This window comes from Geodermatophilus sp. SYSU D00965 (assembly GCF_054050075.1).
On sequence record NZ_JBJGYQ010000015.1, the window covers coordinates 120,144 to 145,843 of the forward strand.

The 25,700-nt window shown below is 74.7% G+C and carries 20 protein-coding genes; 14 read left to right on the forward strand and 6 right to left on the reverse strand.

Annotation, left to right across the window (positions count from 1 at the left end):
- Positions 1 to 89 precede the first annotated feature (89 nt).
- A complete protein-coding gene (locus tag ACI789_RS15665; protein ID WP_457010299.1) occupies positions 90 to 602 on the forward strand; it encodes a DinB family protein in 513 nt (170 codons plus the stop codon).
- Here ACI789_RS15665 and ACI789_RS15670 read toward each other — a convergent pair.
- The 6 genes from ACI789_RS15670 to ACI789_RS15695 form a co-directional block, all read right to left on the reverse strand.
- On the reverse strand, positions 596 to 727 hold the full coding sequence (locus ACI789_RS15670) for a hypothetical protein (protein WP_457010300.1): 132 nt from the start codon (positions 725 to 727) through the stop codon (positions 596 to 598). The genes ACI789_RS15665 and ACI789_RS15670 overlap by 7 nt on opposite strands.
- A complete protein-coding gene (locus ACI789_RS15675) occupies positions 724 to 1,092 on the reverse strand; it encodes a hypothetical protein (protein WP_456920152.1) in 369 nt (122 codons plus the stop codon). The genes ACI789_RS15670 and ACI789_RS15675 overlap by 4 nt, the downstream gene beginning before the upstream one ends.
- Before the next feature lie 76 nt (positions 1,093 to 1,168).
- Positions 1,169 to 1,450, reverse strand: a complete 282-nt coding sequence (locus tag ACI789_RS15680; protein ID WP_457010301.1) for a phosphatase RsbU N-terminal domain-containing protein — start codon at positions 1,448 to 1,450, stop codon at positions 1,169 to 1,171.
- Positions 1,447 to 1,830 carry an STAS domain-containing protein gene (locus ACI789_RS15685; RefSeq protein ID WP_457010302.1) on the reverse strand — a complete coding sequence of 128 codons (384 nt, stop codon included), beginning with the start codon at positions 1,828 to 1,830 and terminating at the stop codon, positions 1,447 to 1,449. Before ACI789_RS15685 ends, ACI789_RS15680 begins: the two co-directional genes overlap by 4 nt.
- Positions 1,827 to 2,732 carry an STAS domain-containing protein gene (locus ACI789_RS15690; RefSeq protein ID WP_457010303.1) on the reverse strand — a complete coding sequence of 302 codons (906 nt, stop codon included), beginning with the start codon at positions 2,730 to 2,732 and terminating at the stop codon, positions 1,827 to 1,829. Before ACI789_RS15690 ends, ACI789_RS15685 begins: the two co-directional genes overlap by 4 nt.
- A complete protein-coding gene (locus ACI789_RS15695; protein WP_457010304.1) occupies positions 2,729 to 3,808 on the reverse strand; it encodes a sigma-70 family RNA polymerase sigma factor in 1,080 nt (359 codons plus the stop codon). The genes ACI789_RS15690 and ACI789_RS15695 overlap by 4 nt, the downstream gene beginning before the upstream one ends.
- A gap of 255 nt (positions 3,809 to 4,063) precedes the next feature.
- On the opposite strand from ACI789_RS15695, the gene ACI789_RS15700 reads away from it, so the two are divergent.
- The 13 genes from ACI789_RS15700 (at position 4,064) to ACI789_RS15760 (ending at position 25,590) form a co-directional block, all read left to right on the forward strand.
- On the forward strand, positions 4,064 to 8,302 hold the full coding sequence (locus ACI789_RS15700; protein ID WP_457010305.1) for a PKD domain-containing protein: 4,239 nt from the start codon (positions 4,064 to 4,066) through the stop codon (positions 8,300 to 8,302).
- Between the two features lie 334 nt (positions 8,303 to 8,636).
- The gene (locus ACI789_RS15705) at positions 8,637 to 12,137 is read left to right on the forward strand and encodes a PKD domain-containing protein (RefSeq protein WP_457010306.1); all 3,501 of its coding nucleotides are present in this window, start codon (positions 8,637 to 8,639) and stop codon (positions 12,135 to 12,137) included.
- 311 nt (positions 12,138 to 12,448) lie between these two features.
- Positions 12,449 to 16,870, forward strand: a complete 4,422-nt coding sequence (locus ACI789_RS15710; protein ID WP_457010307.1) for a PKD domain-containing protein — start codon at positions 12,449 to 12,451, stop codon at positions 16,868 to 16,870.
- Positions 16,867 to 17,571 (forward strand): hypothetical protein, encoded by a 705-nt coding sequence (locus tag ACI789_RS15715; RefSeq protein ID WP_457010308.1) that lies wholly within the window; start codon positions 16,867 to 16,869, stop codon positions 17,569 to 17,571. Before ACI789_RS15710 ends, ACI789_RS15715 begins: the two co-directional genes overlap by 4 nt.
- 168 nt (positions 17,572 to 17,739) lie before the next feature.
- The gene (locus tag ACI789_RS15720; protein ID WP_457010309.1) at positions 17,740 to 18,420 is read left to right on the forward strand and encodes a prepilin peptidase; all 681 of its coding nucleotides are present in this window, start codon (positions 17,740 to 17,742) and stop codon (positions 18,418 to 18,420) included.
- Positions 18,421 to 18,624: 204 nt separating this feature from the next.
- Positions 18,625 to 18,867, forward strand: coding sequence for a Flp family type IVb pilin (locus tag ACI789_RS15725; RefSeq protein WP_457010310.1), 243 nt, complete (start codon positions 18,625 to 18,627; stop codon positions 18,865 to 18,867).
- Positions 18,868 to 18,965: 98 nt separating this feature from the next.
- Entirely contained in the window at positions 18,966 to 19,358 is a 393-nt protein-coding gene (locus ACI789_RS15730; RefSeq protein WP_457010311.1) for a TadE/TadG family type IV pilus assembly protein, read from the forward strand.
- Complete coding sequence (locus tag ACI789_RS15735; protein WP_457010312.1) at positions 19,346 to 20,317, forward strand: pilus assembly protein TadG-related protein; 972 nt, start codon at positions 19,346 to 19,348, stop codon at positions 20,315 to 20,317. Before ACI789_RS15730 ends, ACI789_RS15735 begins: the two co-directional genes overlap by 13 nt.
- Before the next feature lie 7 nt (positions 20,318 to 20,324).
- The gene (gene cpaB, locus ACI789_RS15740; protein WP_457010313.1) at positions 20,325 to 21,113 is read left to right on the forward strand and encodes a Flp pilus assembly protein CpaB; all 789 of its coding nucleotides are present in this window, start codon (positions 20,325 to 20,327) and stop codon (positions 21,111 to 21,113) included.
- Positions 21,110 to 22,300, forward strand: coding sequence for an AAA family ATPase (locus tag ACI789_RS15745; RefSeq protein ID WP_457010314.1), 1,191 nt, complete (start codon positions 21,110 to 21,112; stop codon positions 22,298 to 22,300). Before cpaB ends, ACI789_RS15745 begins: the two co-directional genes overlap by 4 nt.
- Before the next feature lie 28 nt (positions 22,301 to 22,328).
- Positions 22,329 to 23,762, forward strand: coding sequence for a CpaF family protein (locus ACI789_RS15750; RefSeq protein ID WP_457010315.1), 1,434 nt, complete (start codon positions 22,329 to 22,331; stop codon positions 23,760 to 23,762).
- Positions 23,762 to 24,703 carry a type II secretion system F family protein gene (locus ACI789_RS15755; RefSeq protein WP_457010316.1) on the forward strand — a complete coding sequence of 314 codons (942 nt, stop codon included), beginning with the start codon at positions 23,762 to 23,764 and terminating at the stop codon, positions 24,701 to 24,703. The genes ACI789_RS15750 and ACI789_RS15755 overlap by 1 nt, the downstream gene beginning before the upstream one ends.
- The gene (locus ACI789_RS15760) at positions 24,703 to 25,590 is read left to right on the forward strand and encodes a type II secretion system F family protein (protein WP_457010317.1); all 888 of its coding nucleotides are present in this window, start codon (positions 24,703 to 24,705) and stop codon (positions 25,588 to 25,590) included. Before ACI789_RS15755 ends, ACI789_RS15760 begins: the two co-directional genes overlap by 1 nt.
- Positions 25,591 to 25,700 lie beyond the last annotated feature (110 nt).

Genomic DNA, 25,700 nt, shown 5'->3' on the forward strand with positions numbered 1-25,700 from the left:
GAGAGCGCTCCGCCGTGGATGCAGGGGACCGGCACCGACCACGGCCGTCCGCCCCGGGCCCGGCCGCGGACCCACTACGGTCCGGGAGGGTGACCCCACCCCGCACCCGCCCGCCCGGGACGGCCGACGAACGGACCCAGCTGGTCGGCTGGCTGGACCTGCAGCGGGCGCTGGTGCACCACAAGTGCGAGGGGCTCTCCGAGGCCGACGCCCGCCGCGCCCTGCTGCCCACCTCGCCGGCGATGACCGTCGCGGGGCTGGTCTCCCACCTGCGCTGGGTCGAGCACTGCTGGTTCGAGGTGCTCTTCCTCGACCGGCCCGCCGACGGGAACCCGCAGTTCGGCGACGTCCCCGACGCCGACTTCCAGGTCGGTGACACCCCGCTGCGGGTGCTGCTCGACGAGTACGCCCGCCAGTGCGCCGTCTCCAACGACGTCGTCGGGGAGTGGTCGCTGGACGCCCTCGGGCGCAACGCCGAGTACTCCGCCGACGGTCTGACCCTGCGCTGGGTGCTCCTCCACGTCGTCGAGGAGGTCGCCCGCCACGTCGGCCACCTCGACCTGCTCCGGGAGCAGCTGGACGGCACGAGGAGCTACTACTGAGACAGCCGCCGGTGGTGGCCGCCCCGTGGTCCGAACTCGGTGCGCCGGAACGCGCGGGCGTACCAGAGCGCCGTGCCGGCGGTGGCCGCCGCCCACGCCACCAGGAGCCAGACCAGCGGGCTCACGACCACTCCTGGTCCGCGGCGGGGAGCCGGAGGGGGAGCGGCCGCTGCGCGGCGAGCGCGGCCCGCAGCCGCTCGGCCGTCCGGCGGCGCACCTCGGCCCGCTCCCGCAGCAGGGCGGCCAGCGCCGGGTCGGCCGAGCGCCCCGCCCGGCGCTCCAGCACCGCCGCCGTCTCCACGTACACGGCCGCCTGCCGCAGCTGCTCGATGACCCCGCGGCCGGCGTCCGGCGTCCGGGCCGGCCGGGAGCCCCCCGGCGGGACGGAGGGGACGCGGTCGGCGCACCCCGCGGAGACGGTGGTGCGGGCGTGCCCCGACCCGCACCGCGGCAGCTGGTCCCCGTCGTCCGTGGAGCGTCGCGTCGTCACAGTCGCCTCCCACCTCGCCGGCCACCCGGCCGGTCGAGGAGGAAGACGTCGCCGACGCCCGGGGATGACGCGGGGGTCAGGAGGGGCCGCGCCGGGCCATGTCGTAGCTGGCCAGCACCTCGAGCAGGAAGGCCGACGCCGAGCGGGCCACCGCCTGCACCTCGTCGGCCGGGCTGTCCCGCAGCACCTCGATGAGGACCTCGTGGTGCACCTGCACCACCTCCAGCAGCCCGCGTCCGGCGGCCAGCGTGCGGCGCCCCAGCTGGTAGCCGGCGGTCAGCGAGGTCTCCTCGTGCCGCGACAGGTACCGCAGGAAGGCCGCGCGGTAGTCGCGCAGCAGGTCGTCGTGCGCGCTCATACGCGCGAGACCGGCGCCGCCAGCTGCCGGTCGAGCTCGGCCAGGCCCTCCTCCAGGTCCAGCGCGGTGGTCACCGACCCGGTGTCCATGCCGAGCTCGACCATGGTGAAGGCGACGTCGGGCTGGATGCCGACGACGACGGTGACCGCGCCGCGCAACCGCGCCATCTCCGCGATGCCGCGCAGCGTCCGTGTACCGAAGGAGTCCAGGACGTCGAGCGCGGCCACGTCGATGACGACGCCGCGCGCCCGGTCGGTCCCGATCCGCTCCACGAGGTCTCGCTGGAAGCGCACCAGCTGCGAGTCGTCGAGGGCGGTGTGCACCGAGGCGATCAGGTAGGGGCCCTGTCGCAGGATGGAGAACAGCCGCGGGCCGGTCACGTCCCGTTGCCCCCGTCGTCGCGGGCGACCGAGTAGCCCAGCAGCCGCTCGGCCTCTTCCAGCCCGCCCTGCAGGTCGCCGATCGTGTTCATCTTCGACAGGTCGACCCCGATGGTGACCAGCGTCTGGGCGATGTCAGGCGACAGCCCGGTGATGATCACGCTCGCGCCCATGAGACGCGAGGCGTCGACGGCCCGGACCAGGTTGTTGGCGACGGACTCGTCGACGTCCGGGACCCCGGTGATGTCGACGACCACCACCTTCGCCCGGTGCGTGCGGATCCCGCTGAGCAGCTGCACGGTCAGCTGCCGGGCGCGCTCGCGGTCGAGCATCCCGATGATCGGCAGGATGAGCAGCCGCTCGCGCACCGGCAGCACCGGCGTCGACAGCTCGCGGATGCTGTCCTGCTGCTGCCGGATGATCCGCTCGCGCTCCTCGACGAAGCTCACCGCGACGGTGTTGGCGATCCGGTTGGCGGCCGGCTCGTAGGCGTCGAGCACCCGGTTGAGCAGCCCGAAGTCGCGCTGGTACTTCTCGAACAGCGACCGGGCGAGGACGTCGCGCAACAGCAGCACGATGCCGACGACCTCGTTGGTCTCCACGCCGCGCGGGATGATCCGCTCGGAGAGGTCGCGGGCGTAGTGCTGGAGCGCCTCCACGCTGCCGGTCTCCAGCACCTCGACGTAGTTGTCGTAGACGAGCGTGGTCTCGGCGGCCATCTCCTGCGAGGTCATCGCCTGCAGCAGGTGCGCCTCCTGGATGCGGTGCGCCCACTCCTGGCGCAGCCGCGTGCGGTGCTCCCGCAGGTGCGCGACGAGCTGGGGGAGCAGCACGTCCTCGTCGAGGTGACGCTCGGCCTCGGTGGGAGCCTCGGTCACGGTCTCGGTCTCGTTCCGGCTCATGCCTCTCCCCGCCACTTCGTCATCGTCACCGTCGTCCCGCGGCCGGTCTCGGAGACCACCGCGAACTCGTCCATCAGCCGCCGGGCGCCGGGCAGTCCCAGCCCGAGCCCCGCGTAGGTGCTGTAGCCGTCCTGCAACGCCTGCTCCACGTCGGGGATCCCGGGGCCGACGTCGCGGGCGACGATCGAGATGCCGCAGCGCGGCTCGCTCAGCTCGGCCACGACGACCTCGCCCGAGTCGGCGAAGCGCACGATGTTGCGGGCCACCTCGGAGACCGCGGTGGCGATCAGCGTGATGTCGGTGGGGGAGAAGCCCAGCCGGGTGGCCAGCTCACGGGCGGCCTGGCGGGCGGCGACGATGTCGGCGTCCTTGCGGACGGCGACCCGCACGTCGTCGTCCCGCGGCCGCCCGCGCCCGAGCAGCGGCTCGGCCAGCCGCGCGCAGACCTCGCACTCCAGCAGGTGGCGGGCCGCGTCGACCTCCCGCTGCCGACGCCGGTCGCCGCTGGACAGCGCCAGCAGCACCGGCCGGCACCGCTCCGTCGGGGGCTCCACCCGCTCGGACACCAGCAGGTACTCCACCCGGAGCCGGGCGCGGGTCCGGTTCAGCTGCGCCGCGACCGCTCCCGCGGTGGAGCCGAGCTCGGCGGCGAGGGAGCGGGTGTCCTGCCCGGCGACCTCGTGGGCGAGCAGCGTGGCCCGCTCCCGCTCGGACAGCCGGCCCAGCGCCTCGGTGACCGCCGCCCGGTCCTCCTGGGCGAGGACGTCCTCGTCGGGGGCCTCCGGGGGCCGCAGGTCGACGACGCGGTGCTGGTTGCGCCGCTGCCGGTCCTGGTCCCGCCACAGGGAGGCCACCACGTTGCGCGCGGTCACGATCGCGTAGGGCTCGAGCATGCCCGCCTCGATCCGCTCGGCCGCGGCCAGCACGCGGGCGAGCGTCTCCTGCACCAGGTCGTCGGCGGTGGCGGCGTCCGGCACGCGGGAGGCCACGATCCGGCGCACGAGCGGGATCAGGGCAGCGACGTCCGGAGACTCGCCGCCCGCCTCCGGGGCTCCCACCGGCTCGACGGCCGCCATCCGCGGGACGCTACCGCCGTCGGCCGTGCCCCGGCGCGGCGAGCGCGCCTCGTCCTCGTCCCGGGCGTGTTCCGGGACGGCGCATCCGATCGTGTGAACGTGCCGCCCCGAGGGTGGCCGCGCCCTTGACCGCAGGTCACGCAACGTGATGGTTTGCGCCGGTCCGTCACCAGTGGGGACGCGTGTGACCTCGTCCGTGCGTCCGTGGGACGGGTCCGTCCGTACTGTCGGTAATGATCCACGGGGGAGTCCCACATGGCGTCCAACACCGTCCCACGCACCAGGAGCAGGGCTCTGCGCCGAGCCGGCTCCACGGCCGTCTGCGGAGCCCTCACCGCCGGCCTCGTCGTCATGGGGGTGGCCGCGCCGGGCACCGCCGCGGCCGACACCCGGCCCCCCGCGGGCACGCCGGCCACCGTCGCGGCGGACGCGCTGGGCACCGTGCAGGTCGACGGTGTCGTCTGGTCGATGGCGACGGTGGGCAACACCGTGTACGCCACCGGGAGCTTCAAGACCGCCCGCCCGGCCGGCGCGGCCCCGGGGGTCAACACCACGCCCCGGGCCAACCTGCTCGCCTTCGACATCCGCACCGGCGCGCTGATCACGACCTTCAACCACACGCTCAACGGGCAGGGCCGCACCGTGGTCGCCTCGCCCGACGGCTCCAGGATCTACGTCGGCGGTGACTTCACCACCGTGGACGGCGTCGCCCGCGGTCACGTCGCCGCCTTCGAGACCGCCACCGGCAAGCTGGTGACCGGCTTCGCCCCGACGATCAACAAGCCGGTGTACTCCCTGCTGGCCACGAAGACGACCGTCTACGCCGGCGGTGACTTCACGACCGCGGGCGGGCAGACCCGCACCCGGCTGGCCTCCTTCAACGCCACCACGGGCGCGCTGACCGCGTGGGCGCCCACCGCGAACTCCACCGTCCGCGCCATGGTGCTCGACCCGACCGGCAGCCGACTGGTCTTCGGCGGTCAGTTCGACCAGGTCAACGGGGTCTCCGCGATCGCGCTGGCCTCGGTCGACGCCACCACGGGCGGCAACACCGACACGTGGGACTACGGGATCACCAACGCCGGTGACAACGGCGGCGTCTTCAGCCTCGAGACCGACGGCGTCCACGCGTACGCGAACGTCTACGGCTTCCAGGTCGGCAACATCGAGGGCACCGTCGCGCTCAACCCCACCACCCTCGAGCTGGTGTGGATGAACGACTGCCACGGCGACCCGTACGACACGTGGTCCAACGGCACCGTCGTCTACCAGGCCGGGCACACCCACGACTGCGAGACCTCCGGCTACTTCCCGGACTCCGCCGTCAACTCGATCTGGAAGCGCGGCATCGCGATGACGGTGGAGACGACCGGCATCCTCAAGGCCACCACGCAGGTGCCGCGCTACGGCAGCTGGGAGGGGCGCCCGCACCCGGCGATCCTCGACTGGTTCCCGACCATGAACGCCGGCACCGTCACCGGTCAGGCCCAGGGCCCCTGGACGGTCACCGGCGGCGGGAACTACGTCGTCTACGGCGGCGAGTTCACCACCGTGAACGGCCAGCCGCAGCAGGCCCTGGTGCGCTTCGCCGACCCGTCCGTCGCGCCGAACAAGCGCGGGCCGGAGGTCTCCGCCGCGGGTCTGCGGCCCAACGCCACCTCCACCACGGCCGGCTCGGTCCGGCTGACGTGGAACTCCGCGTGGGACATGGACAACGAGGAGCTCACCTACAAGGTCTACCGGGGCAGCGAGACCACACCCGTCCACACCGTGACCACCCGGTCGCAGTGGTGGAACACCCCGCTGCTCAGCTTCACCGACACCCGGCCGGCCGGCTCCACGGCGTCCTACCGGGTGGCGGTCAGCGACCCGTTCGGCAACACGGTGACCAGCTCGGTGTCCAACACGGTGACCGTGGCCGCGACCACGAGCGCCTACGCCACCCGGGTCCTGGCCGACGGCCCCGCCCAGTACTGGCGGCTCGGCGAGCGCTCTGGCAGCACCGCCTACGACCACGTGGGCCTGACCAACCTGACCGAGGGCGCGGGGATCACCCGCGGCACCGCCGGCGCCGTGCCCGGCGACACCGCCGTCACCGCGAACGGCACCGCGACCGGGATCGCCGCGACCGGGAGCACCGTGTCCACCCCGGGCAACGCCTTCTCGGTCGAGGCATGGGTGCGCACCACCTCGACCGCCGGTGGCGTGATCGCCCAGTACGGCGAGGCCAACCCGCCGAAGGACGACGTCGCCAACACCGACCGGGCCCTGTACGTGGACTCCGGTGGCCGGCTGTCCTTCGGGCTGACCGCCCGCGGGCAGGACCGGGTGACCCGGTACACGACCGTCCGCAGCAGCGCCCCGGTCAGCGACGGGAAGTGGCACCACGTGGTCGCCACCGTCGGTGCCGGCGGGACCACCCTGTACGTGGACGGCGAGCAGGTGGCCGCCAACCCGACGCTGACCCGGGCCAACACCCGCGTGGGTCCGGCCTACTGGATGGTCGGTACCGGCATCCTGACCGGCGCCCCGGACGCGCCGTCCAGCGCGTCGCTGAACGGGTCCGTCGACGAGGTCGCGGTCTACCCGACCACGCTGAGCGCCGAGCAGGTGGCCGCGCACCACGCGGCTGTCGACGCTCCGGCGCCGGCACCCAACGCGGCGCCGACGGCGGCGTTCACCGCGGCGGCGGAGGCCCTGGCGGTCTCGGTCGACGCCTCGGGGTCGGCCGACACCGACGGCACGGTGGCCTCCTACGCGTGGGACTTCGGTGACGGGTCCACCGGCACCGGCCGGACGGCGTCGCACACCTACGGGCAGGCCGGCACCTATCCGGTCCGGCTGACCGTCACCAACGACCGGGGCGCCACGGCGACCACCACCCGCTCGGTGTCGGTCGTCGCCCCGGCCCCGCCGGCGGATCCGGCGGTGATCGCCGCCGACGCGTTCGGGCGGACGGTGTCCGCTGGGCTGGGCACGGCCGACGTGGGTGGGGCGTGGACGGCCTCGGTGGGTGCGTCGCGGTTGTCGGTGTCGCCGGGGACGGCGGTGCTGGGCCTGCCCGGGGCGGGCAACAACACCGGCGCCTACCTGGGGGACGTGTCGGCGACCAGTGCCGACATCCGGACCGAGCTGGCGCTTAGCGCGATGCCCACCGGCGGCCCGGTGTCGATGTACGTGGTCGGCCGGCGGGTCGACGCGGCCAACGAGTACGCGGTCAACGTCAAGGTCGCGGCGAGCGGGCAGGTGTCGCTGCTGCTGAGCCGGGTGGCCGGCAACGTCGAGGCGTGGCCGGGCGGTGAGGTCGTCGTCCCGGGGCTGACCTACCGGGCGGGCATGGTGCTCAACGTGCGGGTGCAGGTCTCCGGTACCGGCACGACCACGGTGAAGGCCACGGTCTGGGCCGAGGGCAGCGCCGAGCCGGGCGGCCCGCAGCTGACCCGCACCGACACCACCGCCGGCCTGCAGAAGGCCGGGTCGGTCGGGCTGGCCGCCTACCGGGCCGGCAGCTCCACCACCGCCACCGCGGTCCGCGTCACCTCGTTCGCCGTCACCCCGGTGGGCGCGGGGAGCCAGCCGCAGAACGCCGCCCCGACGGCGGCCTTCACCGCGGCGGCGGAGGCCCTGGCGGTCTCGGTCGACGCCTCGGGGTCGGCCGACGCCGACGGGTCGCTGGCCTCCTACGCGTGGGACTTCGGTGACGGGTCCACCGGCACCGGCCGGACGGCGTCGCACACCTACGGGCAGGCCGGCACCTATCCGGTCCGGCTGACCGTCACCGACGACCGGGGCGCCACGGCGACCACCACCCGCTCGGTGACGGTCGTCGCCCCGGCCCCGCCGGCGGACCCGGCGGTGATCGCCGCCGACGCGTTCGGGCGGACGGTGTCCGCTGGGCTGGGCACGGCCGACGTGGGTGGGGCGTGGACGGCCTCGGCGGGCGCGTCGCGGTTGTCGGTGACGCCGGGGACGGCGGTGCTGGGTCTGCCGGGGGCGGGCAACAACACCGGCGCCTACCTGGGGGACGTGTCGGCGACCAGTGCCGACATCCGGACCGAGCTGGCGCTGAGCGCGATGCCCACCGGCGGCCCGGTGTCGATGTACGTGGTCGGCCGGCGGGTCGACGCGGCCAACGAGTACGCGGTCAACGTCAAGGTGGCCGCCAGCGGGCAGGTGTCGCTGCTGCTGAGCCGGGTGGCCGGCAACGTCGAGGCGTGGCCGGGCGGTGAGGTCGTCGTCCCGGGGCTGACCTACCGGGCGGGCATGGTGCTCAACGTGCGGGTGCAGGTCTCGGGCACCGGCACGACCACGGTGAAGGCCACGGTCTGGGCCGAGGGCAGCGCCGAGCCGGCCAGCCCGCAGCTGACCCGCACCGACACCACCGCCGGCCTGCAGAAGGCCGGGTCGGTCGGGCTGGCCGCCTACCGGTCGGGGAGCTCCACCACCGCCACCGCGGTCCGCGTCACCGGGTTCAGCGCCCGTCCGGTCGGCTGACCTCGGGGCGGGCAGGGCCCGCCGTACCACCCCGGCAGCCCCCGCCGTGACCGCACCGCGCGGTCCCGGCGGGGGCTCCCGCGCGTCCGGGGGGAGGCGGTCTGACCCGCCCCTCGGGGTGACCCCCGGACGGGCTACCGCGTCCGATCACCCAGGGTGATGAACGGACCCGCCAGGGTGCGCGAAGTCCCAGGTGAATCACCGGATCGTGCGGGGTGACGCCCCCTGGTGACCCGATCTTCGTCACGCTTAGTGTTCGCCGATCCGTCCACGCCGGACGGGTCCGCAGGGCAACACACACGGGGGGCGGGTCATGCGCAGGTGGTCGTCAGGAGTGTCCAGGAGGGCCCTGTCGGGGCTGCTCGCCGGAGCGCTCGTCGGGGGTTCTCTCGGGCTGCTGTCGCCGGCGCCGGCTGCCGCGGACACCGCGCCGCCCACGCCCTCCGCCGCCACGCCGACCACGGTGTCGGCCGACGCGCTGCCGACCGTGCAGATCAACGGGGTGGTCTGGTCGCAGGTCGTCGTCGGCAACCGGGTGTACGCCGCCGGCAAGTTCACCCGGGCCCGCCCGGCCGGGGCCCCGGCCGGCACGCAGGAGGTCGTGCGCAACAACCTGCTGGCCTACGACATCCGCACCGGCGAGCTGGTCGCGTCGTTCGTCCCGGACCTCAACGGGCAGGCGATGGTCGTCACGGCGTCGCCGGACGGCAAGCGCATCTACGTCGGTGGCGACTTCACCAAGGCCAACGGCCAGACGCGCAACCGCATCGCCGCCTACGACACCGCCACCGGTGCGCTGGTCAGCACCTTCAAGCCGAGCGTCAACAAGCAGGTGCGCGCCCTGGCCGCGACCAACACCACGGTGTACCTCGGCGGCAGCTTCTCCGCCGTCGGCTCGGTCAGCCGGACCCGGCTGGCGGCGGTGTCGGCCAGCAACGGCGCGCTGCAGTCGTGGGCGCCGCGGCCGGGCGCCGCCGCCACCAACGGCAGCGACACGGTCCTGTCGCTGGTCGTGACCAACGGCGGCACCCAGGTCGTCGCCGCGGGCCGGTTCGCCACCCTCAACGGCGTCGCGGCCCCCGGGGTCGGCGCGCTGCACGCGACCACCGGCGCCACGCGGACCTTCGCGGTCAACAAGCTGGTCACCAACCAGGGGGTCGACTCCGCGATCTGGAACCTGTCCACCGACGGGACGACGGTCTACGGCAGCGGCTACGACTTCGGCGGCCCGGGCAACCTCGAGGGCACCTTCGCCGCGACCGCGGCCGGCGGGGCCCTGGTCTCGGTGGCCTACTGCCGGGGCGACAACTACTCGAGCTTCGCCACCGGCGGCGCGCTCTACATCGCCTCCCACATGCACAACTGCTCGTACGTGGGCGGCTACCCCGAGCAGGACCCGCAGGTCTTCAAGTACGCCACGGCCTTCAGCACCAAGGTCTCGGGCACGGTGGCCACCAACACCTTCCGGAACAAGAACTTCGCGGGCAAGCCGGCCCTGCCGCTGCTGCCGTGGTTCCCGACCATGACCCCGGGCACCTACACCGGGCAGTTCCAGGCCGGGTGGAGCGTCACGGGCAACAGCTCCTACGTCGTCTACGGAGGCGAGTTCCCCCGCGTCAACGGCGTCGGGCAGCAGGGCCTGGTGCGCTACGCCGTCCCGAAGCTGGCGCCGAACGACGTGGGGCCCGACGACGCGGGGCTCGCCCCGACGTTCACGGCGCTGGCCGACGGCGCGCTGCGGGTGGGCTGGCAGGCCACCAACGACCAGGACAACCAGTACCTGACCTACCGGGTCTACCGGGACCGCAACCCCGTGCCGATCCACGAGACCACCCAGCCGTCGACGTGGTGGAACGAGCCGGCCATGTCCATCGGCGACACCGGGTTGTCCGCCGGCACCCACGAGTACCAGGTGACGGCCACCGACCCCATGGGGAACGTGGCGCGGTCGCCGTGGACGCCGGTCACCGTCGCCGCCGGCGCACCGGCGCGGCCGTACGCCGACGCGGTTCGCGCCGACGGCGCGACCGGTCACTGGTCGCTCGGTGAGCGGACCGGCAGCACGGCCTTCGACCTGGCCGCGCGCACCGACCTCACCCTCGGGACCGGGGTCACCCGCGAGGCGACCGGCGCGCTGTCCGGGGACGCCGACGGGGCCGTCACGCTGAACGGCAGCACGACGACGGCCTACGCGGGGACCACGGCGAAGATCGCCGCGCCGCAGACCTTCACCGTCGAGGCGTGGTTCAGGACGACGTCGGCCACCGGCGGGCGCATCGTCGGCTTCACCGACGCCGTCGGCACGGGCACCGGCCGGTACTACGACCGGCTCGTCTACCTCGACAGCGCCGGCCGGGTCTCCTTCGGCGTCTACTCCGGTGCCAAGCGGATCGTGCAGACCGCCACCGCCTACAACGACGGCGCCTGGCACCACGTCGCCGCCTCGATGGGCAAGCAGGGCATGGCCCTCTACGTCGACGGGACCCTGGTCGGGTCGCGCACCGACACGACGAGCGGGCAGGTGTCCACCGGCAACTGGCGGATCGGCGCGGACAAGTCGTGGTCCGGGCTGGCCTCGTTCAACGGCGGCATCGACGAGGTCGCGGTCTACCCGACCGTCCTCAGCGCGGCCCAGGTCGCCGCGCACGTCGCGGCCGGGACGTCGGGGACGTTCAACCGGGCGCCGCTGGCGGCGTTCACCTCCGCGGTGACCCACCTGGACGCGTCGTTCGACGCGGCCGGCTCCGGCGACGGCGACGGGACCGTCACCGGCTACGCGTGGTCGTTCGGTGACGGGAGCACGGCCACCGGCGCGACCGCCCGGCACACCTACGCCGCCGCCGGCACGTACACGGTGCGGCTGACCGTGACCGACGACGACGGTGCCTCGTCCACCGCGCAGCAGACCGTCACGGTGACCGCCCCGCCGCCGAACCAGCCGCCGTCGGCCGCGTTCACGGCGACCGCGTCGGGGCTGGCGGTGCTGCTCGACGGCCGGGGCTCGGCCGACACCGACGGCACGGTGGCCTCCTACGAGTGGGCCTGGGGCGACGGGACCCCGGCCGGCTCGGGTGCCACCGCCCAGCACACGTACGCCCTGGCCGGCACCTACACGGTGCGGCTGACGGTGACCGACGACGACGGCGCGACGGCGTCCACGACGCGGCAGGTCACCGTCACGGCCCCGCCGACCGGTGTCGTCGCCGCCGACGCGTTCGGGCGGACGGTGTCCGGTGGGCTGGGCACGGCCGACGTGGGTGGGGCGTGGACGGCCTCGGTGGGTGCGTCGCGGTTGTCGGTGTCGCCGGGGACGGCGGTGCTGGGTCTGCCGGGGGCGGGCAACAACACCGGCGCCTACCTGGGGGACGTGTCGGTGACCGACGCCGACGTGCGGGCGAAGCTGGCGCTGAGTGCGGCGCCGGTGGGTGGTCCGGTGTCGATGTACGTGGTCGGCCGGCGGGTCGACGCGGCCAACGAGTACGCGGTCAACGTCAAGGTCGCGGCGAGCGGGCAGGTGTCGCTGCTGCTGAGCCGGGTGGCCGGCAACGTCGAGGCGTGGCCGGGCGGTGAGGTCGTCGTCCCGGGGCTGACCTACGAGGCGGGCATGGTGCTCAACGTGCGGGTGCAGGTCTCGGGCACCGGCACGACCACGGTGAAGGCCACGGTCTGGGCCGAGGGCAGCGCCGAGCCGGCCGGCCCGCAGCTGACCCGCACCGACACCACCGCCGCCCTCCAGGAGGCCGGGTCGGTCGGGCTGAGCGCCTACCGGGCCGGCAGCAGCACCGAGGCCACCACCGTCCGGGTCACCGGGTTCGAGGTGACCGAGGGGCGCTGACCCGACCGCCCGAGGAGGGCTCCGGGGGCCGGTCGAGGCATCGGCCGGCCCCCGACCCCGCCGCTCATTGCGATCCGGATGTACTCCGTCACGGAAGGTGACTACCCCCTCCCTCCGTCGGGGGAGGATCACAGTCCGTCACCGGATCGTGTGACCCCACACGCCATGGCGCCGTGTCATGGTCACTCTCGGTACACGCGGACCACGGGGGTGGTCGGCGCTCGTGTACGAGGCACGTGGGGGAATCAGCGATGAGTGCATCGTCGGGGGCCGCGCCGAGGCGCGTCCTGTCCGGCCTGGTCAGTGTGTTGGTGGGTGCCGGCAGTCTCGCGCTGCTGCCCGCGACGGCGGCGCAGGCGGACTCCGCCCCCGCCGGCGCGCAGAGCCCGGCCAACCCGACCACGGTTGCGGCGGACGCCCTCCCGACCGTCCAGATCAACGGCGTGGCCTGGGCGCAGGCCGTCGTCGGCAACACCGTCTACGTCGGCGGCTCCTTCAGCACCGCGCGGCCGGCCGGGGCCGCCGCGGGCACGCAGGAGACCCTGCGCAGCAACCTGCTCGCCTACGACATCCGCACGGGCGAGCTGATCACCTCGTTCGCGCCGCAGCTCAACGGCCAGGTGCTTGCGGTGACCGCCTCGCCCGACGGCTCGCGGGTCTACGTCGCCGGTGACTTCACCGAGGTCGACGGCCAGGTGCGCAAGCGGGTCGCCGCCTTCGACACGGCCAGCGGCCAGCTCGTCACCACCTGGAAGCCCAGCGTCCAGAGCCAGGTGCGCGCGATCGCCGCGACCGCCGACACCGTCTACCTCGGCGGAAGCATCACCGCCGTCGGCAGCGTCAGCCGCTCCCGGCTGGCCGCGGTCTCGGCCGCCGACGGCTCGCTGCTGCCGTGGGCCCCGGTGCCGGGCATCGGGTCCACTGCCGGCAACACCAACGGCTCGAAGGGCACCAGCGACGAGGTGACCGCGCTGGTGGTCACCGGCGGGGGCGCCCAGGTCGTGGCCGGCGGCCGCTTCGACACGATGAACGGCAGCAAGGCGACCGGCGTCGCCGCGCTCGACCCGGTCACCGGGGCCAACCGGCCCTTCGCCATCAACCAGCGGCTGACCAACCAGGGCGTCAACTCCGGCGTGTGGAGCCTCTCCACCGACGGCGACGTCGTCTACGGCACCGCCTACGACTACTACGGCCCCGGCAACCTCGAGGGGAACTTCGCGGTCCGGGCCGACGGCGGCGCGATCATCGAGATCAACGACTGCCGCGGCGACACCTACTCCAGCTACGCCATGAACGGCGCGATCTACGTCGCCAGCCACACCCACGACTGCGGGAACATCGGCGGCTACCCCGAGCAGCCCACCCGGGTGCACAAGTTCGCCACCGCCTACAGCGCCACGCCCACCGGCACCGTCGGCAGCGGCACCCTCACCAACGGCAACTTCCGCGGCCAGCCGGCCGGCTCGCTGCTGAGCTGGTTCCCGACCATGACCCCGGGCACCTACACCGGCCAGGGGCAGGCCGGCTGGAGCGTCACCGGCAACGGCGAGTACCTGGTGTACGGCGGCGAGTTCACCAAGGTCAACAGCACCGGCCAGCAGGGCCTGGTCCGGTACGCGGTGCCCGGCACCGCGGCCAACCGCGTCGGCCCGTCGGCCGACGGCTTCACGGCCACCGCCACCTCGCCGGCCCCCGGCCAGGTCGCGATCTCCTGGAAGGCCACAAGCGACCAGGACAACGCCGCGCTCACCTACCGGGTCGAGCGCGAGGGCGCCGACCTGCCGGTCGCCGAGACGGTCCGGTCCTCGACCTGGTGGAACACCCCGGCCATGTCGGCGACCGACTCCGGCGTCAGCGGCACCCTCCGGTACCGGGTGGTGGCCACCGACCCGTTCGGCAACTCCGCCACCACCCCCTGGGTGTCGGTGGACGTCGCCGCGGCCACCGGCGGGCAGACGACCAAGCCCTACGCCGACGTCGTCCGCGCCGACGCGCCGTCGTCCTACTGGCGGCTCGGCGAGACCACGGGCAGCACGGCCGCGGACGCGATGAACCGCGCCCCCCTGACCATCGGCTCCGGCGTCACCAAGGGCGCCGCCGGTGCGCTGACCGGTGACACCAACACGGCGTACTCCTTCACCGGCAGCGCGACGGCCACCCTGGCCACGTCGTCGGCGGCCGCGGCGCCGAACACCTTCACCGAGGAGGGGTGGTTCCAGACCACCTCGACCACCGGCGGTCGGATCATGGGCTACGCCAACGCCAAGTCCGGCTCCAGCTCCACCTACGACCGGCAGGTCTGGCTCGACGCCCAGGGCCGGGTGAACTTCACCGTCAACGTGCGCTTCCTCTTCTGGAACCTGCCGCAGACGATCACCAGCTCCACCCCGGTCAACGACGGCAAGTGGCACCACGTCGCCGCGAGCATGAGCTCGGCGGGCATGGTGCTCTACGTCGACGGCAAGCAGGTCGGCACCCGGAGCGACGTCACGTCGGGCCAGTCGTACAACGGCTACTTCCGGGTCGGCAGCGACAAGGCGATCGGCGGGTCGAGCACCTTCACCGGCCGGATCGACGAGGTCGCGGTGTACACCAAGGCGCTGTCGGCGGCCCAGGTCGCCGCGCACGCCACCGCGGCCACGGGCGGGAAGCCGGCCAACACCGCGCCGGCCGCCCGCTTCACCGGCACGACGTCGGAGCTGACCGCCGCGTTCGACGCGGGCACCTCCAGCGACGCCGACGGCACCGTGGCCTCCTACGCCTGGGACTTCGGTGACGGGACCACGGCCACCGGCGTCACGGCGACCCACGTCTACGCCGCGGGCGGCACCTACGCCGTCACGCTCACCGTGACCGACGACAAGGGCGCCACCGCCGTGGCCAGCCGCCTGGTGACCGTCGCGCCGGCGCCGCCGAACGTCGCACCGTCCGCGGAGTTCACCGCCACGGGCAAGGACCTCGGGATCAGCCTGGACGCCGGCCGGTCGATGGACGCCGACGGGTCGATCGCCTCGTACGCCTGGGAGTTCGGTGACGGCACGACCGGCACCGGGGCGACCGCGGCGCACGACTACACCGCCGCCGGCACCTACACGGTGCGGCTGACCGTCACCGACGACGACGGGGCGACCGCCACCGCCGAGCGCCAGGTCGTGGCCACCGAGCCGGTGAGCAACGAGATCGTCGCCAAGGACACCTTCAACCGGACCGTCTCCGCCGGTCTGGGGACCGCTGACGTGGGTGGTGCGTGGGAGGCGTCGGCCGGTGCCAGCCGGCTGTCGGTGACCCCGGGGACGGCGGTGCTGTCGCTGCCGGGCAAGGGCAACAACACCGGCGCCTACCTGGCGGACGTGGCGCAGACCAGCGCCGACGTGCGGACGTCGTTCCAGCTGAGCTCGATGCCGACCGGCAGTGGCACGTGGGTGTCGGTGCTGGGCCGGCGGGTGGACGCGGCCAACCAGTACGCGGTGACGGTCAAGGTCGGGGCCGACGGCAAGGTGTCCCTGCTGCTGGAGCGCACCGCCGGGGGCACCGACGCGTGGCCGGGCGGGGAGGTCGTGGTGCCGGGGCTGACCTACACCGAGGGCATGACGCTCAACGCCCGGGTGCAGGTCTCGGGGTCGGGGACGACGCGGGTCGAGGCCACGGTGTGGGCCCAGGGCAGCGCCGAGCCGGGCACCGCGCAGCTGGTCCGCACCGACACCACCGCGTCGCTGCAGGCGCCCGGTTCGGTGGGGATCACCGCCTACCGGCCCAGCAGCGCCACCGCCGCCACCGACGTCCGGGTCACCGGCTTCCGGGTGATGGCCGTGGGCGCGGACGAGCCGGAGAACGCCGCACCGACCGCCGCGTTCACCGCGACGGCCGCCGGTCTGCAGGTGTCGGTGGACGGCTCGGCCTCGGCCGACGCCGACGGGTCGATCGCCTCGTACGCCTGGGAGTTCGGTGACGGCACGACCGGCACCGGGGCGACCGCGGCGCACGACTACACCGCCGCCGGCACCTACACGGTGCGGCTGACCGTCACCGACGACAGCGGGGCCACCGGCGAGACGACCCGTCAGGTCGAGGTCAGCGCCCCCGCCGAGCTGCCGCTCCTGGCCGGCGACGCCTTCGGGCGCACGGTCTCCGGTGGCCTGGGGACCGCTGACGTGGGTGGTGCGTGGAAGGCGTCGGCCGGTGCCAGCCGGCTGTCGGTGACCCCGGGGACGGCGGTGCTGTCGCTGCCGGGCAAGGGCAACAACACCGGCGCCTACCTGGCGGACGTGGCGCAGACCAGCGCCGACGTGCGGACGTCGTTCCAGCTGAGCTCGATGCCGACCGGCAGTGGCACGTGGGTGTCGGTGCTGGGCCGGCGGGTGGACGCGGCCAACCAGTACGCGGTGACGGTCAAGGTCGGGGCCGACGGCAAGGTGTCGCTGCTGCTGGAGCGCACCGCCGGGGGCACCGACGCGTGGCCGGGCGGGGAGGTCGTGGTGCCGGGGCTGACCTACACCGAGGGCATGACGCTCAACGCCCGGGTGCAGGTCTCGGGGTCGGGGACGACGCGGGTCGAGGCCACGGTGTGGGCCCAGGGCAGCGCCGAGCCGGGCACCGCGCAGCTGGTCCGCACCGACACCACCGCGTCGCTGCAGGCGCCCGGTTCGGTGGGGATCACCGCCTACCGGCCCAGCAGCGCCACCGCCGCCACCGACGTCCGGGTCACCGGCTTCACCGTTCGGCCGGTCGCGTGAGCCGCGCGGCCACCCCGCGGCGGAGCGGCAGGTCCCTGCTGCTCCGCCGGGGGCTCCCGGTGCTCGTGCTGGTCCTGCTGGCCGGGCTGCTGCTGGTGCTGACCGTCGGCCGGGACGGCGCTCCCGGCTCGCCGGCCGCGGCGCCGTCGACCTCCGCCCCCGCCTCGACGACCGACGAGCCGGGGACCGACCCGGAGGCGACGCCCACGCCCACCGAGCCGGTCGCGCCGGTCACCGAGGCGGCCGCGCCGTCCCTGGTGGCCCGCGCGGGCGTGGACGAGGCGGCCAGGACGGTGGAGGCGGCCCCCGCCGCCTTCACCGCCCCGGCCGAGTGGTCCGACGGGGCGTCGGTCCGGGTGGTGGAGGCCCGCCAGCAGGTCACCGGCGGCCGTGGTCCCGGCGACCTCGCCGGCCAGCCGCAGACCGTCCTCACCCTCGAGCTGGCCAACGGGACCGATGCGGCGCTGGACCTCAACGCCGTCGTCGTCCAGGCGACGTACGGGGAGGCCGGGTCTCGAGCGGCGCCGCTGTACGACCGGGAGACCGTCGACTTCGGCGGCACGCTGCAGCCGGGGGACACGGCGACGGCCGTGTACTCCTTCGCCATCCCGGACGACCAGCTGGACCGGGTGAGCCTGTCGGTGGACGTCGACGGCACTCGGTTCCCCGCCGTGTTCAGCGGGGCCGTGCCCACCCGCTGAGCGGCGCGCACACGGCCGCCGCCGCGCACCCCCGTGCGCGGCGGCGGCCGTCGTCGTTCCCGGCCCCCGTCCTCCGGGAGCGACCGGCCGGCCCGGGCTGCGGATCTCCCTCGACATGGTGAGGCGGCCTCCCGGAGGGCGGACGGTCGCCGTGCCATCGTTCCCGGCGTGGGACCAGCAGACCTCGTGGGCGCCGTCGTGGCGTTCCTCGTCGGCCTGCCCGTCGGGACCCTGGTGGCCCGGGCCGCCGGCCGGTACCCGTGGCCGGCGCAGGCCCGCCTCCGGGACCTGGTCGGGCCCGGACCGGGCGCCGTCCGGCCCCCAGTGCTCGAGGTCGCCACGGCCCTGCTGTTCGGCCTCACCGCGCTGCGCTTCGGGCTCTCCTGGGAGCTGCCGGCGTTCGCCCTGCTGGCCGCGGCCGGACTGCTGCTCGCCGTCGTCGACCTGCGGCACCGGGTGCTCCCCAACCGGGTGGTGGTCCCGGCCCTCGTGAGCTCCGCGGCGTTGCTGGTCGTCGCCGCCGCGGTCGAGGGGGCCTGGGCCGCGCTGCTGCGGGCCGGGGCGGGGGCCGTCGTCCTCTTCGCCGTCTTCCTCGTCCTGGCGCTGGTCTCCCCGGGGGCGCTCGGCATGGGGGACGTCAAGCTCGCCGCCGTGCTCGGCCTCTGCCTGGGCTGGCTCGGCTGGGGTGCGGTCCTCGCCGGGGCACTGGCCGGGTTCGTCCTGCAGGCCGTCGTCGCGCTGGGGCTGCTCGCCACCCGGCGCATCGGCCTGCGCGGGGAGCTGCCCTTCGGCCCGGCCATGCTGGCCGGCGCCGCCGTCGCGATCGGCTGGAGCGCGCTGCTGACCTGACGGCTCTCCCGTCACGCCAGGCCCGGAACCCCCGTCACCCACCGTGAGACGGGCCGGCGAGGTGCGCCCGGGGGAGTGGCGCGTGTCGGCCGACCGGGTGGACGGCCCTCAAGTCGGCGCATGACCCTCCCGACTGTTCCCTCACTGCCGCGAGGCCGGGTCGACCGACCCGGACCGGCCGGCACCGTCCCCCAGGGAGTCCCCGTGCTCGACCTCGTCACCAACCCGCTGGCCACCATCGTCACGCTCTACTCCTTCGTCGAGGAGCGCCTCAAGCGCGAGGAGAAGGGTGCGACCGCCGTCGAGTACGGCCTCATGGTCGGCCTGATCGCCGTCGGCATCATCACCGCGGTCATCCTGCTGCGCACCCAGCTGAGCGCGCTGTTCACCAGCATCGCCGGCTCGCTCGGCACCGCCGCCGGCGGCGACGCCCCGGCGGCCGGCTGACCCGACACACCTCCGGCGCAGCGGCCCCGTCCCCCCGGGGCCGCTGCGCCGCGCCGTACCCACGGCGACGACGACCGCAGGAGGGAGGTGGGGGACCGGTGCGCACCCGACTGCGCGACGAGCACGGCGCCGGTGCCGTGGAGTTCGCGCTCATCGTGCCGCTGCTGATCGTCCTGGTGCTCGGCATCGCCGAGTTCGGGCACGCGTTCCAGGTGCAGGGCACCCTCTCCGCCGCCGCCCGCGAGGGCGCTCGGGTGATGGCCCTGCAGAACGACCCGTCAGCGGCACGCACCGCCGTCCGCGACGCCAGCCCCACCCTCGACCCCGCGATCACCAACGCGCAGGTCCTCATCTCGGCCGCCTGCCCGCCGACGACCACGACCGCCCGGAACGTGCGCGTCACCATCGAGTACCCGATGCCCTTCCTCACCGGCTTCTTCGGCGCGGACATCGACCTGACCGGGACGGGGGTCATGCGGTGCAACGGCTGAGGGCCGGCCGGTTCGCGCGGGCCCGGCGCCGGCTCGCCGGCGAGCACGGGGCCTCCGCGGTGCTCCTCGCGCTGCTGCTCGTGCCGATCCTCGGCTTCACCGCCATCGCCGTCGACGTCGGTGCGCTCTACGCGGAGAAGGCCCGGTTGCAGGTGGCGGCCGACTCGGCGGCGCTCGCGGTCGCGGCCGACTGCGCCCGGGGCCGCTGCGGCGACATGCAGGTGACCGCGCAGAGCATGGTCGACCTCAACCTCGGCGACGCCACCGCCGCCCCTCCGGTCCTGGCGACGAACCCCCACCGGGTCACCGTCTCCGGGAGCACGCCCCAGGAGCACTGGTTCGCACCGGTGCTCGGCCACGAGTCCACCCAGGTCGCGGCCACGGCCACGGTCGCGTGGGGAGGGGTCACCCGCGGCACCGCCGTCCTGCCGCTGACCTTCTCGTGGTGCGAGTTCGCGCAGCAGACCGGCGGCGGGCTGCCCTCGGGCACGACGGTCCGCACCGTCTACTTCACCAAGACCTCGAACACGGTCGGCTGCACCGGCCCGTCCCGGAACTTCGTCCCGGGCGGCTTCGCCTACCTGGACACCCCGTCCGCGCGGTGCGAGGCGGCCAGTGCGCGGGACGAGCGCTCGTACTCGTCCACGGGCAACACCCCGCCGTCGGTGTGCCAGCCCTCCTACGTCGCATCGCTCGTCGGCCAGACCGTGCTCCTGCCGCTGTTCGACGACTCGGGCGACACCGGCAGCAACGCCTGGTACCACGTCTACGCCTACGCGGCCTTCCACATCACCGGCTACCACTTCGGCGGCCAGTTCCGCACCTCGCCGCGGCCGTGCGGCGGGAACGAGCGCTGCATCAGTGGCTACTTCACCCGCTTCGTCGAGATGTCCGACCGCTTCGACTACGACTCCAGCGCCCCGGACACCGGTGCCTGGGTCCTCCGACTCATCCGATAGGGGCCCCGTGAGACGCCGACTCCTCGCCGCCACCGCGGCACTCGTCCTCGCCGCTGCCGGCACCGTGGTCCTCCTGGCCTACGTGCGCGGCGCCGACGCCCGCGCCCTGGCCGGCGTGCGCACCGTCGAGGTGCTCGTCGTCGACCAGCTCATCCCGGAGGGGACCCCGGGCGACGACGTCCCGGACCTCGTGCGCACCGAGCAGCTGCCCGCCAAGGCCGCCGTCGAGGGCCGGGTCACCGACCTGTCCGCACTGGCCGGCCAGGTGGCCACCGGCGACCTGCAGCCCGGGGAGCAACTGCTGGCCGGCCGGTTCGCCACGCCGGAGTCGCTCACCGCGCCCGGCACCGTGGCCGCCCCCGAGGGGACGTCGGAGGTCAGCGTCCTGCTCGAGCCGCAGCGCGCGGTCGGCGGCCGGCTCGCCGCCGGCGACGAGATCGGCGTGTACGTCTCCATGACGCTGGAGGACGACGCCGGCAAGAGCGTCGGCACCACCCACGCGACCCTGCACGGCGCGCTGGTCACCCAGGTCCAGGGCGCCCCCGCCCCGGCGACCGACGACAGCGCCACCGAGACCGCGTCGTCGGGCTCGGCCGCGCCGACGAACAGCCTGCTGGTGACCATGGCCCTCCCCGCGCGGGACGCCGAGCTGGTCGTGTTCGGCATGGAGCACGGCACCGTGTGGCTGACGCTGGAGCCCGAGGGCGCCGACCGCAGCGGCACGAAGGTCGTCACCCAGGGCAACGTCTACGGGGACCTCGCCGGCCTCGGCACCGTCCACGGGGGTGCGAAGTGAGTCGCGTGGTCCTGGCCGCAGCGGACGACGGGCTCGTCCAGCGGGTGCACGCCGCGGTCGACGGCGACGTGCAGGTGCTGCCGCCCGGTCGGCTGCCCGGCGACCCGGCCCGGCTGTTCGAGCAGCTGGTCGACGCCGAGCTCCCCGACGTGCTGCTCATCGGCCCGCTCGCCCCGCCGCAGGAGGTGCTCACGCTCGCCCAGCGGCTCGACGTCCAGTGCCCCGGCATCAGCGTCGTCCTGCTGGCCGAGCCGGCGCCGGAGATGCTGCAGGCGGCCATGCGGGCCGGCATCCGCGACCTGCTCGCGCCGGGCGCGGGCCCGGAGGAGATCCGCGCGGCCGTGGAGCGGGCCGGCTCAGCCGCGGCCGGCCGTCGCCGGGTTCTGCGCCCGGTGGAGGAGACCGCCCGCTACACCGGGCGGGTCATCACGATCGCCTCGCCCAAGGGCGGGGTCGGCAAGACGACGGTCGCCTCCAACCTCGCGCTGGGCCTGACCGCCGCCGCGCCGCAGTCGACGGTGCTGGTCGACCTCGACGTGCAGTTCGGGGACGTCGCCTCGGCCCTCGGCCTGGCCCCCGAGTACACGCTGCCCGACGCCGTCCACGGCCCGGCCAGCGAGGACACGATGGTCCTCAAGACCTTCCTCACCCAGCACCCGAGCGGGCTCTACGCCGTCTGCGGGGCGGAGTCCCCGGCCGCCGGCGACACCGTGACCGGGAGCGACGTGACCCGGCTGCTGACCGCGCTGGCCCGGGAGTTCCGCTACGTCGTCGTCGACACCGCGCCGGGCCTGTCCGAGCAGACCCTCGCCGCGCTCGACCGCGCCACCGACGTCGTGATGCTCAGCAGCATGGACGTCCCCGGCGTCCGGGGCCTGCGCAAGGAGCTCGACGTGCTGCGGGAGCTGTGCATGATCCCGGCCGGGCGGCACGTCGTCATGAACCTCGCCGATGCCAAGGGCGGGCTGTCCGTGCGCGACGTCGAGACGGCGATCGGCACGGGGGTGGACGTCGTCATCCCGCGGTCGGCCGCGGTGCCGGCGTCCACCAACCAGGGCGTGCCCATCCTCGCCAGCGGCCGCAAGGACCCCGCGGTCAAGGAACTGCGCCGGCTCGTCGGCCGGTTCGCCGCGACGCCGCTGATGAAGCCCGGCCGCTACCGGGCCCGGCACCGGGCCGCGTCGTGACCCCCGCCTCGCTGGTCCGGAGGACACCGTGAACCTCGCGTCCCGTCTCGCCGCGGTCCAGGGCCGCCACGCGGCACCGGAGGTCCCCGCGGCGCCCGCTGCCGTGGCGCCGGCCACCCCGACCGCGGTACCCGCGCCCCGCCCGGCCGGCCCGTCGGCACCACCGCCGACCGACGCGCTCACCCGGCTCAAGGACCGGGTCGCCAAGGCGCTGTTCGAGCGCATGGGCAACCGGATGAACGACCCGTCGCTGTCGGAGGACAAGCTGCGGGCCCTCGTGCTCGGCGAGCTCGACGAGGTCGTCGAGGAGGAGCGGGTGCCGCTCAGCACCGAGGAGCGGCAGCGGCTGACCGCCGAGCTCGCCGACGACGTGCTCGGCTTCGGACCGCTGCAGCGGCTGCTCGACGACCCGACGGTCACCGAGATCATGTGCAACGGCCCGGAGAACGTCTACGTCGAGCAGGGCGGCAGGCTGGTCCGGACCGGCTCCCGGTTCACCTCCGAGGAACACCTGCGCCGGGTGATCGACCGCATCGTCTCCCGGGTGGGACGGCGGGTCGACGAGTCCTCACCGCTGGTCGACGCGCGCCTGGCCGACGGGTCGCGGGTCAACGCGATCATCCCGCCGCTGGCCTTCAGCGGGTCGACGCTGACCATCCGCAAGTTCTCGAAGGACCCGTTCGGCGTCGAGGACCTCATCGGCTTCGGCACGCTGAGCCCGGAGATGGCCGAGCTGCTTCGCGCCTGCGTCGAGGCGCGGCTGAACATCATCGTCTCCGGCGGCACCGGCACCGGGAAGACGACCCTGCTCAACGTGCTCTCCTCGTTCATCCCCGAGGACGAGCGGATCGTCACCATCGAGGACGCGGTCGAGCTGCAGCTGCAGCAGGACCACGTCGTCCGGCTGGAGTCCCGGCCGCCCAACATCGAGGGCCGGGGCGCGATCACCATCCGGGACCTGGTCCGCAACTCGCTGCGGATGCGGCCCGACCGGATCGTGGTCGGGGAGTGCCGCGGCGGGGAGAGCCTGGACATGCTCCAGGCGATGAACACCGGGCACGACGGCTCGCTGTCCACGGTGCACGCCAACTCCCCGCGGGACGCCATCGCGCGGCTGGAGACGCTCGTCCTCATGGCGGGCATGGACCTCCCGCTGCGCGCCATCCGCGAGCAGATCGCCTCGGCGGTGGACGTCGTCGTCCAGCTCACCCGGCTGCGCGACGGCACCCGCCGGGTCACCCACGTGACCGAGGTGCAGGGCATGGAGGGTGAGACCGTCACCCTCCAGGACGCCTTCCTCTTCGACTACTCCGCCGGAGTCGACCCGGCCGGCCGGTTCCTCGGCAAGCCGGTGCCGACCGGCGTCCGGCCGCGGTTCACCGACCGCTTCGACGAGCTCGGCATCACCCTGCCGCCCCGGGTCTTCGGGGTCGTGGAGCCGGTGCGGCGGGGGTGGGCCTGATGTCGCCGGGCCTGCTGCTGCTCGGGCTGCTCGCCGTCACCGCCGCGCTGCTGCTGCTCGCGCTCGTCGTCCTCCCGGCGGGCCCGCGGCGGGTGCCGCTGTCCCGGCTGGACCCCGCGGTCGCGCCGCCGACGTCGGCGCTGGCCGGCGCGTCGGCCGCCGCCGGTGCCGCGGTCGAGCGGGTGCTGGTCAAGCGCGGACGGGTGGCCGCCGGTGCGGCCGCCCTGGAGCGGGCCGGCATCGCCATGGCGCTGCCGGACGTCGTGCTGCTCGTCGGGCTGGGCGCCCTGGTGCTCGGTGCGCTCGGGCTGCTGCTGGACGGCGTGCTCCTGGCCGTCCTGCTCGCGCTGGCCGCGCCGCTGGCCGCCAAGCTGTACACCAGGTTCCGCACGGGCCGCCGGCAGGCGGCCTTCGCCGACCAGCTCGACGACGCGCTGCAGCTCATGGCCAGCAGCCTGCGGGCCGGGCACAGCCTGCTCCGCGCGGTCGACTCGGTGGCCACCGAGGCCGCCGCCCCCACCTGCGAGGAGTTCGCCCGGATCGTCAACGAGACCCGGGTCGGCCGCGACCTCGGCGACGCCCTGGACGAGGTGGCCGAGCGGACGAACAGCGACGACTTCCGGTGGACCGCCCAGGCGATCGCGATCCACCGTGAGGTCGGCGGCAACCTCGCCGAGGTGCTCGACACGGTCGGGCACACGATCCGGGAGCGCAACGCGATCCGCCGGCAGGTCAAGGCGCTGTCGGCGGAGGGCAAGCTGTCGGCGATCGTCCTCATGGCCCTGCCGTTCGGGGTCATCGGCTTCCTGTCGGTGGTCAACCCCGACTACCTGGCCGCCTTCACCTCGAGCCTGGCCGGGTACGCCATGACCGGCATCGCGGCGGTGCTGCTCGTGGTCGGCGCGTTGTGGCTCCGGAAGACCGTCCGGATCAGGTTCTGATGACGCCGGCCCCCGTGTACGCCGCGGCCGCCGCCGTGGCGCTCGCCCTCCCACTGCTGGGCTGGGCGCTGTTCGCCCGCCCTCAGGACGCCGCCGCGCGGTCGCGGGCCAACCTCGTCCGCGGGCTGGACCCGGCCGGGCCGGCCGCCGTCCGCCCGCGCCGCAGTCCACTGGCCGGGCTGGCCGGTGCGCTCACCCCGGCCGGCACCGTCGCCCGGCTCAACCGGCTGGCCGGGGCCGCCGGGCGCCCCGCGGACTGGCCGGTCCCGCGGCTGGTCGCGGCCAAGCTGGTGCTGGCCGCGGTCGCCGGGGTCCTGGGGGCGCTCGTCGTCGCGGCGCGGCCCGGCGCGCTGACCGTGCTGATGGCGCTCGTGGTCACCGGCGTGTCCTACGTCGTCCCCGAACTGCTGCTGTACAGCCGGGGCCAGGAGCGGCAGCAGGCGATCGCCCTGGAGCTGGCCGACACCCTCGACCAGATGACCATCGCGGTGGAGGCCGGCCTGGGCTTCGAGGCGGCGATGGCGCGGGCCGGGCGCAACGGCCGGGGACCCCTGGCCGAGGAGCTCGTGCGCACCCTGCAGGACATCGCGGTCGGCCGCCCGCGGCGCGAGGCCTACCTGGCGCTGGCGGAGCGGACGGCCGTTCCCGACCTGCGCCGGTTCATCCGCGCCGTCGTCCAGGCCGACGCCTTCGGGGTCTCCATCGCCGACGTGCTGCGCACCCAGGCGCAGGAGATGCGGCTCAAGCGGCGGCAGCGCGCGGAGGAGAAGGCGATGCAGATCCCGGTGAAGGTGATCTTCCCGCTGATCCTGTGCATCCTGCCGACGCTGTTCATCGTGCTGCTCGGCCCCGCGGCGATGGACATCGTCGACGCGTTCAGCGGCTGAGGGGGGGGGGGGGGGGGGGGGGGGGGGGGGGGGGGGGGGGGGGGGGGGGGGGGGGGGGGGGGGGGGGGGGGGGGGGGGGGGGGGGGGGGGGGGGGGGGGGGGGGGGGGGG

Bases quoted from the DNA above. Each gene is read 5' to 3' on its own strand.
- ACI789_RS15680 (WP_457010301.1), bottom strand. From the start codon at position 1,450: ATGAGCGCGCACGACGACCTGCTGCGCGACTACCGCGCGGCCTTCCTG.
- ACI789_RS15690 (WP_457010303.1), bottom strand. From the start codon at position 2,732: ATGAGCCGGAACGAGACCGAGACCGTGACCGAGGCTCCCACCGAGGCC.
- ACI789_RS15695 (WP_457010304.1), bottom strand. From the start codon at position 3,808: ATGGCGGCCGTCGAGCCGGTGGGAGCCCCGGAGGCGGGCGGCGAGTCT.
- ACI789_RS15700 (WP_457010305.1), top strand. From the start codon at position 4,064: ATGGCGTCCAACACCGTCCCACGCACCAGGAGCAGGGCTCTGCGCCGA.
- ACI789_RS15755 (WP_457010316.1), top strand. From the start codon at position 23,762: ATGTCGCCGGGCCTGCTGCTGCTCGGGCTGCTCGCCGTCACCGCCGCG.
- ACI789_RS15760 (WP_457010317.1), top strand. From the start codon at position 24,703: ATGACGCCGGCCCCCGTGTACGCCGCGGCCGCCGCCGTGGCGCTCGCC.